Annotated in this window: 11 protein-coding genes and 4 tRNA genes; 9 read left to right on the forward strand and 6 right to left on the reverse strand. The window is 42.8% G+C overall.

What is annotated here, in order from left to right; genetic code table 11:
- Window positions 1–34 precede the first annotated feature (34 nt).
- The 6 genes from B151_RS0115755 to B151_RS0115780 are packed head-to-tail and all read right to left on the reverse strand — an operon-like array spanning window position 35 to window position 6,780.
- Window positions 35–3,922 carry an ATP-binding protein gene (locus tag B151_RS0115755; RefSeq protein ID WP_020404617.1) on the reverse strand — a complete coding sequence of 1,296 codons (3,888 nt, stop codon included), beginning with the start codon at window positions 3,920–3,922 and terminating at the stop codon, window positions 35–37.
- Between the two features lie 25 nt (window positions 3,923–3,947).
- Entirely contained in the window at window positions 3,948–4,919 is a 972-nt protein-coding gene (locus tag B151_RS0115760; RefSeq protein ID WP_020404618.1) for a 2-hydroxyacid dehydrogenase, read from the reverse strand.
- 15 nt (window positions 4,920–4,934) lie between these two features.
- Window positions 4,935–5,351: a hypothetical protein gene (locus tag B151_RS0115765; protein ID WP_020404619.1), complete on the reverse strand. Its 417-nt coding sequence runs from the start codon at window positions 5,349–5,351 to the stop codon at window positions 4,935–4,937.
- Window positions 5,348–5,761: a ribosome silencing factor gene (rsfS, locus tag B151_RS0115770; protein WP_020404620.1), complete on the reverse strand. Its 414-nt coding sequence runs from the start codon at window positions 5,759–5,761 to the stop codon at window positions 5,348–5,350. Before rsfS ends, B151_RS0115765 begins: the two co-directional genes overlap by 4 nt.
- Before the next feature lie 9 nt (window positions 5,762–5,770).
- Entirely contained in the window at window positions 5,771–6,235 is a 465-nt protein-coding gene (locus B151_RS0115775; RefSeq protein ID WP_020404621.1) for a LytR C-terminal domain-containing protein, read from the reverse strand.
- 20 nt (window positions 6,236–6,255) lie between these two features.
- Window positions 6,256–6,780, reverse strand: coding sequence for a hypothetical protein (locus B151_RS0115780; RefSeq protein WP_020404622.1), 525 nt, complete (start codon window positions 6,778–6,780; stop codon window positions 6,256–6,258).
- A 171-nt stretch (window positions 6,781–6,951) separates the two neighbouring features.
- On the opposite strand from B151_RS0115780, the gene queA reads away from it, so the two are divergent.
- From queA to B151_RS19010, 9 genes are all read left to right on the forward strand, one after another.
- Window positions 6,952–8,007, forward strand: a complete 1,056-nt coding sequence (gene queA, locus B151_RS0115785; RefSeq protein ID WP_020404623.1) for a tRNA preQ1(34) S-adenosylmethionine ribosyltransferase-isomerase QueA — start codon at window positions 6,952–6,954, stop codon at window positions 8,005–8,007.
- Window position 8,008: 1 nt separating this feature from the next.
- Window positions 8,009–8,698: a 2-C-methyl-D-erythritol 4-phosphate cytidylyltransferase gene (gene ispD / locus B151_RS0115790; protein ID WP_020404624.1), complete on the forward strand. Its 690-nt coding sequence runs from the start codon at window positions 8,009–8,011 to the stop codon at window positions 8,696–8,698.
- Window positions 8,699–8,703: 5 nt separating this feature from the next.
- Window positions 8,704–9,192, forward strand: coding sequence for a 2-C-methyl-D-erythritol 2,4-cyclodiphosphate synthase (ispF, locus tag B151_RS0115795; protein ID WP_026166703.1), 489 nt, complete (start codon window positions 8,704–8,706; stop codon window positions 9,190–9,192).
- Complete coding sequence (locus B151_RS0115800; protein WP_020404626.1) at window positions 9,185–9,832, forward strand: DedA family protein; 648 nt, start codon at window positions 9,185–9,187, stop codon at window positions 9,830–9,832. The genes ispF and B151_RS0115800 overlap by 8 nt, the downstream gene beginning before the upstream one ends.
- A 67-nt stretch (window positions 9,833–9,899) precedes the next feature.
- Window positions 9,900–9,972, forward strand: a tRNA-Thr gene (locus B151_RS0115805).
- 28 nt (window positions 9,973–10,000) lie between these two features.
- Window positions 10,001–10,083, forward strand: a tRNA-Tyr gene (locus tag B151_RS0115810).
- 7 nt (window positions 10,084–10,090) lie between these two features.
- A tRNA-Gly gene (locus B151_RS0115815) sits at window positions 10,091–10,163 on the forward strand.
- A 7-nt stretch (window positions 10,164–10,170) separates the two neighbouring features.
- A tRNA-Thr gene (locus tag B151_RS0115820) sits at window positions 10,171–10,242 on the forward strand.
- Between the two features lie 54 nt (window positions 10,243–10,296).
- Window positions 10,297–10,889: GTP-binding protein (locus B151_RS19010; RefSeq protein WP_020404627.1), on the forward strand; the 593-nt coding region annotated here is incomplete at its 3' end.

Below are 10,889 nucleotides of genomic sequence, written 5' to 3' on the forward strand. Positions count from 1 at the left end.
AGATAAAGTTTAGCTATTGGTAAAATTGAGAAAACTACTTCTTCAGTAATGGGAGGTGAATGATAAATGTGGTTCCTTCTCCACTAACAGAGGTGAATGAGATCTCTCCATTGTGCTCCTGAATGATCTTTTTGGTGATGGCCAGGCCAAGCCCGGTACCACTGCTTTTTGTGGAGAAGTTGGGCACAAAGATATGGTCGCGGCTTTCTTTGGGGATACCTTCTCCATTGTCTTTTATGGATATGCTGACCATTTCTTTTTGAAGAGAGGTGACTAAAGTTACCGTGCCTCCTTTGGGCATAGCTTCATGGGCATTTTTAACCAGGTTAATAAGTACCCTGCGAAGCTCATCTTTTACCCCCGAAATCCAAAGCTTTCGTTTATATAAATTTGTTTTAACCGTCAGTCGTTGTTCCGGTTCATACAGATCAGCTATTGCGCGCACCAACTCATTAACCTCAACTTCTTTGAATTCTTGCTCTGTTGGTTTGGCGAATTTTGAGAAGTCAGAAGCAATTTGGTTCAACGATTCGATCTGTTCGATCATATTCGCTGCTATTTTTTCTATTTTAGGCTTCATTTCTGCAAAATCTTCCTTTGATGCTTTTAGCTGCCTTTCCAAATGTTGCAGGTTAAGCTTCATGGGGGTCAACGGATTTTTGATCTCGTGTGCCACTTGTTGAGCCATTTCCTTCCAGGCAGCCTCACGTTCAGCTCGCGCCAGTTCATCCTGTAAGTCGTTAAGGCGATACACCATTACGTTATAAGCATTTGTCAAAGATCCGATCTCATCCTTACTTCTGACCGGGAGCGTGGTTTCAAGGTCACCTCCGGTGATTTTTTTCAAGCCATCCCGAAGTGCTTCCAGTGGGGAAGTAAGCTGTGTTGAAATAAGAGCCGCTCCAAGTATGAATAACCCAAAGATGATCACATAAAGCCCTAGCAGATAGCTGGTAGTTGAAAGCAGCTGTTCGTTAAATTTTGGGGCATTCAAAAAAGTTGGAATGGCAACAATTCCTGCGATCTCATTCTCCTCATTAAGCCATGGTTGATAGCCAATAAGTAACTGAAGATCGCCAAGGGTGATTATACGGGTAACCTGCCTGTTTCCGCGTTCCATGATTGAATTGTAAACATCCCATGGAAGCAAACGGGGCAACAAATGCTGGCTGTAGATCTGGGTGGTTGTAGAAAGTGCAAGTACCTGGTTGCGATATAAGGCAGCATCGGCATCCAGTGTTGAAGTGAGCTGGCTGAGGGGAATTTCAGAAGACTCATTTGATTCGGATTCATACAGCGTGATTGCCTCCGTCAGGTTGCTGAGTTTATTTAAAAGCTGATCCTGAATGCTTTTCTGTGTTTGGCTGCTGATGGCATAATAGGTGGTGGTCATCAATGCCATTAGGCAAAATAATGATGCCAGTATAAAGCGGTCGATAAGCCGATCTCTGAATCGTTTGCTTTGTCCGAAAATGTTGAATTCTTTTCTCCAGAATAACAGGCCAAAAAGAATAAATCCCACCCCTAACACACAAAAGAAAAAACGGATCATTGAAAAGAGATGATTGTCAAACCCGGGATGCGAGGTAGCAGCTCTTATGATCTGTTCATCGGAGTTGGCAATAAAAAACTCACGAATATTCAGGTCTGCTTCATGAATAACCCTATACAAAGTAGAGTCTTCCTGTATTTTTGAGATGAGTTCATCCGGCAGGCGCAGGTTGCTTGGCAGCTCCAGGGGCGGACCTAAAATATTTGTTCTGGCTGACCGGCCATTGATGTATTCGGTGATGTTTATGGTAGTATTCCAGTCCTCACTGTTTTCTGAAGCGATGACTGCCCTGAGTGGCTTCTCAAACTGTGGGCGCTCCCGGTAAACAGAGGTGAGTATCCAGCCAATTCTGGTTTCGTTATTTCGTTCATATAAAGGAATCCAGCCTCTTCTGAAAGATGAATAATTAGTGTTAGCTTCATTCAAAGGCCGTTCACGAATGATAGGGCGAAGGTTTTGAATACGGATCTGCTCAGCTTCGAATGGAATGATAAGCGAGAACATGTTGAAAGCTTTCGTCCAGGCGGGAGAATTTAGATTTGAGGAGTATTCACCAATGATCTCACCTGAATTATTAACCAATTGAGTGGAAATAGAAAAACGTTCCCATTCCGCTGAAATGTGCTGCTGAGTTTGCTGAATAAAGAGTGACTCTACAAAGTCGGGCCGCTCCAGTAAGTCATTTTGTGTTAAACCTGATAATGATTGTTCCAGATTGGTAAGCAGGTTTTGAGTGATCTGTTCTGCCTGCGATTCCTCTTCACTGATAAAGAGTTGAGCAGCGTCATTCATCTGTTCGTTCAGTTTGTCTGAATAACCTTTATAAATGGCTACATAAGTCAGGCTGACTGAAAAGTAGCTAAAGAGCAAAAGAAGCCTCAACCTTGAAGCATTGTTGAAAAAGGTGGGATTCCGGTGAGAGATGAAAATGAAAACCAAAACAATCAGGAAAAAGATGCTTCCTAAGTAAATGATCCAGTCTTGTTTAGAAAAAGAAGGAACCATCAGGAACATTAAAACGGTAGCAAGGCTGAAACCCAGGATCATGGATACTAATGATCTCGTTATGGAATAGCTCTGCCTTACCAAAAACCATCCAAACAAAATCAAAACCAGGGAAGCAGAAATCCCGAAAAGTCCGCTTGCAAAATAGAAGATCAGGGTGACGGTACTTGGGAACACTTCAAGATCGAGTACCGGTATGGGAGCTTCCGAAAGAAGGGTGTACGTTTCAATAAGCAGAAAGAAGAAGAGGAAGGCACCCAATGCTCCAAAAATCACGTAAAATGTGATTTTGACGGGCAAGGTGTAATTTTTTAGTTGAACTTCAGAGGAAGTGAGCGGTTTGAAACTCACCAAGGCGAGTAGAAAAATGAAAAAGCTGTGAATGGAATAGGTGATAAGTTCCTGAAAAGAACGATAATCGGACTGGTTTAAAAAATCGAAGATCTGTATCCACCCAACCCCATATTCTATATTGGCAAAAAACAACCATGCCGATATAATGGCTGCAAGCTTCAGGAAAAGGGAGTTCCATGGGGTCAGTTCTTGTGAAACAGAAAGAAGAAACAGGGTAAAAAGAACGATGATGAGGGCGTAAAAGATGGCCCTGTAAATGAAATATTGGTTCTCTTGCTGCTCCTGATACTGCTGGTAATCACTTGAAAGGGTATAGGCTAACCCAACGGAATCGGAGTTTTGAGTGGATAGTATCCTTGTGTTGAGAGGTTGTTCCGGTGGTGGTTCAAAAAAACTAAAGTGTACAGGATAAGACGATTGACTTTGAAATAACCGGCTGGCTGAAAGCTCCGAGTTATCGCCTATGGGCAGTATGTTTTTCTGTTCTACTTTTCTTCGGGTGAAGATATGGTAGTCGGTGGAGTCTGCTTTCCCCATATCAAGGGTAGACCTAAAGCTTAAAAAAGTAACGTTATTATTGCGCTCCAGGCCAATATTGGGTTGATATGTATTTTTGCTTTCAGGAAAGATTCCTTCAGGCATTTGATTAGGTCCGAATTCAGACCATACCCAAAGGTCCCGGTCTTTAAAGACTGAAAATCCCCAAAAATTGTAACGATCCTCGGCTTCTTCAATGGCTTGTTGGTTATCCTCATCAGAAGAATTGATGATCTCAACGATGAGGGAGGTGAAATCCTGGCTTTGGGAAAGAAAAACCTTCTGCTGATCCTCAAAATTTTGATATGCCTCATCAAGAGCTTGATCTGCAAGTTGCTTTCTTTCCTCTTCGGGCGGGTAGTCGTGCTCGGCCCAAACTTCAAAAATTCCATATGCCAAGGCGACCAAGGCCAGGAGAAAGGCAAAAAGCCAGGTTTTATTTTCGATAGGGGATTTCAAAGTGATGCGGCTCATAGTGAAAAACGAATATGAGCGTAAATTAACGGCGAATCAAGTTTGGAATATCAGAATCCGGTTTCCCTTTAAGTACCCCTTCGATGGCTTCTGCAGCCAGCATACCGATGGCATCCCGGGTTTTGTACGTGGCGCTGGCAATATGAGGAAGAAGCAATGTATTGGGAGCGGTAAGTAACTTTGGATGCACCTGAGGTTCGTTTTCGAATACATCGAGCGCAGCACCGGCAATCTTTTGGTCATGTAGAGCTTCAGCAAGGGCTTCCTCATCGATCACGGCTCCCCGTGAAATATTTACCAAAAGAGCATGGTTTGGCATGAGTTCTAAAATTTCTTCATCGATCAAATGATGGGTCTCTTCGGTCAAAGGACAGTTCAGGCTCAGGACATCACTACGGGATACGAGTTCCTTTAGATCTTCCACAAATTCTGCGTTCAGCTCTTTTTCTGTGGTTTGCTCTATCCTGTTTCGGTTCAGGTATATGATGTTCATTCCAAATGCTCTTGCTCTGTGTGCAAAAGCCTGTCCAATGCGCCCCATACCGATGATACCCAGGGTTCGATCCCGTAATTCCATGCCAAGGAATCCTAAAGGCTCCCAACCGGAAAATTTACCTTCCCTCAAATAATTTTCGGCTTCTTTTAGTTTTCGGGATAAAGCCAACAGAAGTCCCATCGCATAATCACCGCAAGCTTCAGTAAGGACATCGGGCGTGTTGGCCGTTTTTATATTCAATTCCTGAGCGGCTTTGATATCAATGTTATCGTATCCAACAGCAAAGTTAGCTACGATCTTAAGTTTTTTACCGGCTTCAAGCACATTGCGTGTTACCGGTGTTGAAAGCATGCAAAGCAAAGCATCGTATGCATGGATATGGCTGATCAACGCTTCCTCGGTGTCATAAGTCCCCTTAGGTGCTACGGTAACTTCCCCGATTTCTTCAAGGAATGAAATCGGTTTTTCAGGAATGGGCTCAGTGATCAGGATCTTAAACATGAATTAAAAAGCAGGTTATTGATTCAGTACAAATTCTTTCTCATTGATATAAACTTTATCAACATCTTCCCATTGTTCAACACCTGTAAACAGGTAAGAGAAAGGAAACTCTGATGCAGATTGTTCGCACTCCTGCTTATAAAGCTGCCAGCCAACCATGTCAATTTCTAAAATACCAAAAGTTACATTCCCTTCAGCTCTGAGAATAGCAGTACAAGCGTTTGGAAATTGACCTTTTATATGGAGAGCCTTCCCTTTTCTTAGAGAAACCAATTCTATGGAAGATATGCTAAGCTCTTTTTCAACGTAGGGAACACGCTCGGGAGGGGTAACCTGAACCAGATCTGGAAAGCGATCCGTAAGCGGTTCTGATGTTGAGCATCCGGATAGGTAAATTAAGATTCCAGCTAAGAACAATACCCAAAATCTCATGACTCATCTTTTATATAGGTTATCTTAGCATCATTCCACATTCGTTCAATACCATAAAAATCACGTTTTTCTTTACTCATGATATGGACGACTACATTTACATAATCAAGAATTACCCAGGAACGACCTTGAGTACCTTCTTTTTTCCAGGCTTTTTCACCTGCTTTTTCTCTCATCTCATCTTCCACTACATCGGCAAGGGCTTTGATCTGAACATCAGAATTACCGTGGCAAACAATAAAAAAATCAGTGAGGGTGGTTAGTTCAGAAACATCCAGCACAGTTATGTCATTGCCTTTTCTGCTTAGTAAAGCTTCCGTTATTACATCCACCATTTCTTTGGAGTCTGGCGCGTCTTGCGTAAAGGCATTTTGAAATTGTTCTTTTGCCGGTTGTTTAATGTTGGTCATAAAATAGATTTAATTGGTATTTAGTTTTTCATAGTCGTGACCGACGATCACACTTACATCCAGGTAAAAATCAGGAGAGGATTCAAGGATCACATTATCCTCTGAAACTCCCAATGCATTGGCAACCCGCAAAGCATTAGCCATGGCTCCACTCCGGGATATAATGATAGTTTCTTTTACATCAAAGGTTTCAAAGTTTCCGGTTTCAACAACATCAAAACCATTTCTTCTCAACAAACCGGTGTAAGCATTTGCGATACCTGAGACACCACACCCGTTCAGAACTTCTATCTGAATGATCTCGCTGATTAATTCTGATTGGATATCAGCTCTCTCATTGAAAATTCGTGGGTAAATAATGCGTGTGAAAAGTGCACCTATCAAAAGTATAAGTAGTACACTGAGAAAGCCGATGGCTGTATTTAGAAGCAGGTTATTTGTGCTGGTTGAACTCTTGCCGTTTTCTTCACTCATCTACAATACAAAATCTGATCTTAGTACCATGGGCCATAAGGGGTGAAAAACGGATCGAACTGAGATCTGCTGAAACGATTGTACGGATTGTAGAAACCATAACCGGAAGGAAGTTGCTGGTATTGAAGCCTGATGTGTGCGTTATCGCTGATCTTATAATTCAATTCGGCATTCCTAACAATGATCTCTCCATTGAGGTTATTATTGGTATTCACGAAATCCGATCCACCAAAGGGAGAATGCAAGAAAGATACATCCAGCCGGCCGGTTAAATTATCAGTGAAAGCAAATTGCATGGTATTGGTGTACGCATTTACATTCTGATAGGAACCTCCGTAAGATCCAAAATTCATGGAATAAGAATGACTCATGGTAATCTTATTACTGAAAAAATTATTCAACCAGTTTTGAACCGTAGGTGTTTTTGCGTTTATGATGGGGCCGGTATAATCTGATGAAGTTGCAAGATCAGATCGAAGTTGAGCCGAAAGAGGGATGCTGAATACCAGCGCAAAAATGAATGTAAGTGATAATAATTTTTTCATAATAAGCTCGATCAAATAATTTTCAAGTCAACGTTTGACCATACACTTAAGTATAATCAATTAAGGGTAAAGAATAAACACGTCGGGAATAGTGACCCGTTGAAATCCCATAAAAAAAAGTCTATCTTATTCAACTTTTCCAACTGTACCGAAAACATACCAACAAGCTAAATGAAGCTCACCGACTTTAAATTCGAAATTGACGATTTAAATATTCCAGAAGAACCGCTGAAAAAAAGAGATTCAGCAAAATTGATGGTACTTAATCGTGCCGAGAAGACAATTGAACATACTACTTTTTCTGAAATTCACAAATATGTGAATAAAGATGATGTAATGATCTACAACAACACAAAAGTGTTTCCGGCCCGGTTAAATGGTAAAAAAGAAAAAACCGAAGCAGATATCGAAGTCTTTTTACTTCGCGAGTTGATGCCCGAGAATATGCTTTGGGATGTATTAGTTGAGCCGGCGCGAAAAATTCGAATTGGCAATAAACTATATTTTGGAGAAGAAGATGATGAGTTAATGGCAGAAGTTGTAGATAATACAACTTCACGCGGGCGTACCATTAGATTCCTGTACGAAGGCCCAAATCAGGAGCTCTATGATAAACTCGATAAGCTGGGGAAAATGCCATTGCCTCCTTACATTGAACGAGAACCTGTTGAAGAAGATAAAGAGCGTTATCAAACCATATTTGCAACTGAGCGTGGTGCTGTAGCTGCTCCAACGGCAGGTATGCACTTCACTCCTGAGCTCGTTGAAAAGATCGAAAAGAAAGGCGTAGAGTTCTTGCCAACAACATTGCACATCGGGTGGGGAATTTTCCGAAATGTTGAAGTGGAGGATCTGACTAAGCACCGTATGGATTCAGATAATTATTTTATCTCTAAGGATACTTCCGACAAGATCAACAAGACACTTAAAAAGAAAAAGAACCGTGTTATTGCCATTGGTTCAAGCACTACCCGTGCAATTGAAACCAGCGTAATGGCAAGCGGGATGTCAAAGCCAGGAACAGGCTGGACGGATAAATTTATCTATCCTCCGTACAATTTTAAGATCACGGAAGGGCTGATCACGAATTTCCACCAACCTGAGTCAACAAGGCTGATGCTGGCTGCTGCTTTTGCAGGATATGATTTTCTGATGGAAGCATACGAAGAGGCCAAGAAAAAAGATTACCGAATGTTTGACTTCGGTGATGCAATGTTGATCCTGTAAAATGCAAAGTCTGTCGCTCATCATACCGGCGGCAGGGTCGGGAGTGCGGTTGGGCCATGATATCCCCAAACCTTTCATCCGGATTGGGGATAAAACCATTTTGGAGCATACGGTATCCCGGTTTACTGCTCTCCCAAATCTAAAACAGGTTATTGTTGCCACATCTAAAAATTATATTTCCACCGTCAGGAATATGAAAGTAAACATACCTGAAGGTATTGATCTTATAGTAGTGGAAGGTGGGGAAGAGCGGCAGTTTTCTATTCATAATGCGCTAAGTGAAGTTTCTGTAGACATCGAGCTCATTGCGGTTCATGATGCGGTCCGTCCTTTCATAAGAACAAAGCTGATTGCGCAATGTTGTGAGGTTGCAGCCGAGGTTGGAGGAGCTATAATTGGAGTTCCTGCCAAGGATACCATAAAAAAAGTAGATGCCTCCGGAAAGATCATTGCTACTCCTGATCGGTCTGAACTCTGGCAAGCGCAAACGCCCCAGGTGTTTCGGAAATCTTTGCTGACAGAGGCTTATGACTCAGCGATGGAAGCGGGTTTTTTTGGCACAGACGATGCATCTTTGGTGGAACGCATTGGCGGGGTGGTAAAAATGGTGGAAGGAGATCGTGAAAATCTTAAAATTACATATCCCGTAGATCTGAAAATTGCGGAATTAATTTTAGGAGAACAGCTTTAATGGACTTGCGTATTGGATATGGTTATGACGTGCACCGGCTTGTTGAGGGGCAAAAGCTTATCCTTGGAGGTGTAGAAATCCCTTTTGAGTTAGGATTGAAGGGACACTCTGATGCTGATATACTGCTGCACGCTATCACCGATGCGTTGCTTGGAGCACTTGCCCTTGAAGATATTGGAGCGCATTTCCCAGATAACGATCCCCAATTCAAGAACATGGACAGTCGAATCCTGCTTCGGGAAAGTTATCAATTGATTCTGCAAAAAGGATACGAACTGGCAAACATTGACGCGACTATTGTTGCTGAACGTCCGAAACTTCGTTCTTACATTGATGGTATGCGAGAAAATATTGCCTCAGATCTTGATTGCAAAGTTGATCAGGTATCCGTTAAAGCTACTACATCAGAAAGGATGGGGTTTGCAGGACGGGAAGAAGGAATGGCTGCTCATGCAGTTGTTTTGGTTTGTAAGCAAAAGAAGGGCGATGGCTGATCAGATCATCCAGAATATAGTTGAATGGATCAGTATGGTGCCTCCCATTGGAGTTTATCTGATTTTTTTTGGCATTGCTTATATCGAGAACATCATTCCTCCCATGCCCGGAGATGTACTCGTTGCTTTTGGGGGATATCTTGCTGCAGAAGGGATCATTGATATATTTCCAATTTTAAGTCTTACTGTGATCGCCTCCGTATTTGGCTTTATGACAATGTACTGGTTTGGGCATAAATGGGGAGTGCAAATCGAGGATAACAGAGATAGCCATTTCGTGCTCAGGTTTATCGATTATAAATATTTTGCAAGGGGAAAGAAATGGATGAGACGATGGGGGCAAGGGGTTGTGCTTGCAAACCGTTTTTTAGCAGGTACAAGGTCAGTAATTTCACTTACAGCAGGCATGTCCAACCTTAAGATTGTACCCACGGTTTTAAACTCGATTATTAGTTCTTTGTTGTGGAACAGCCTCTTAATTAGCGCAGGGTGGGTTGTTCGCGATAATTGGCAAATTATTGGAGAATATTTGTCTAATTATGGCAAAATAATTTTAGCATTAATTGTTCTAATTATTCTGTTGAAAGTGTATTTTTCATATCGTCCAAAAGATGAGAAAGAACAAAGGGAGAAAAAGTAATTTTTTTTCTCAAAAGTTTATTGACAATCAAAGTTATCATACTTAATTTTGAAGTCTTTCGCGAAAAGCCAGTGTAGCTCAGTTGGTAGAGCAACGGTTTTGTAAACCGTCGGTCATCGGTTCGAATCCGGTCACTGGCTCAGCGATTTTGATTTATTGATACCATCTGGGGGGATACCAAAGCGGCCAACTGGGGCAGACTGTAAATCTGTTGTCGTGAGACTTCGTAGGTTCGAATCCTGCTCCCCCCACGCGTAAGCGAGCGTAGCTCAATTGGTAGAGCGTCACCCTTCCAAGGTGAATGTTGCCGGTTCGATTCCGGTCGCTCGCTCAACCACGCCGATATAGCTCAGGGGTAGAGCACTTCCATGGTAAGGAAGGGGTCGTCGGTTCAAATCCGACTATCGGCTCAGGTCCAATTTTTGAAACAATTTTATAACAATACTAAATAAAACAGCTTAATCATGGCAAAAGAGACCTTTCAACGGAATAAGCCACACGTGAACGTGGGCACGATCGGACACGTAGATCACGGTAAGACTACCCTGACGGCAGCGATTACGACAGTAATGGCGAAGACTTATGGTGGGGTAGCCAAGCAATTTGCAGATATTGACAATGCTCCGGAAGAGCGCGAGCGTGGGATTACCATTGCTACCGCGCACGTGGAGTATGAAACCGATGAGCGTCACTATGCCCACGTAGACTGCCCGGGTCACGCCGACTATGTGAAGAACATGGTAACCGGTGCTGCCCAGATGGACGGAGCTATTTTGGTAGTGGCAGCCACCGACGGTCCGATGCCACAGACCCGCGAGCACATTTTGCTTGCCCGCCAGGTAGGGGTGCCACAGATTGTGGTATTCATGAACAAGGTAGACCTGGTGGACGATGAAGAGCTGCTGGAGCTGGTAGAGCTGGAAGTGCGTGAGCTGCTTTCTTCTTACGAATTTGACGGAGACGATATTCCGGTGATTCAGGGATCTGCCCTGGGCGCCCTTAACGGCGAAGCCGAGTGGGAAGAGAAGATCGTGGAGCTGATGAAAGCGGTTGATGA

Origin of the sequence: Gracilimonas tropica DSM 19535 (assembly GCF_000375425.1) — a bacterium.
GTDB classification, from domain to species: domain Bacteria; phylum Bacteroidota; class Rhodothermia; order Balneolales; family Balneolaceae; genus Gracilimonas; species Gracilimonas tropica.

Coding starts and splice junctions, on each gene's coding strand:
- rsfS (WP_020404620.1), bottom strand. CDS start 5,761: ATGACCAACATTAAACAACCGGCAAAAGAACAATTTCAAAATGCCTTT.
- ispD (WP_020404624.1), top strand. CDS start 8,009: ATGCAAAGTCTGTCGCTCATCATACCGGCGGCAGGGTCGGGAGTGCGG.
- B151_RS0115775 (WP_020404621.1), bottom strand. CDS start 6,235: ATGAGTGAAGAAAACGGCAAGAGTTCAACCAGCACAAATAACCTGCTT.
- B151_RS0115765 (WP_020404619.1), bottom strand. CDS start 5,351: ATGAGATTTTGGGTATTGTTCTTAGCTGGAATCTTAATTTACCTATCC.
- B151_RS0115780 (WP_020404622.1), bottom strand. CDS start 6,780: ATGAAAAAATTATTATCACTTACATTCATTTTTGCGCTGGTATTCAGC.
- B151_RS0115760 (WP_020404618.1), bottom strand. CDS start 4,919: ATGTTTAAGATCCTGATCACTGAGCCCATTCCTGAAAAACCGATTTCA.
- queA (WP_020404623.1), top strand. CDS start 6,952: ATGAAGCTCACCGACTTTAAATTCGAAATTGACGATTTAAATATTCCA.
- B151_RS0115800 (WP_020404626.1), top strand. CDS start 9,185: ATGGCTGATCAGATCATCCAGAATATAGTTGAATGGATCAGTATGGTG.
- B151_RS0115755 (WP_020404617.1), bottom strand. CDS start 3,922: ATGAGCCGCATCACTTTGAAATCCCCTATCGAAAATAAAACCTGGCTT.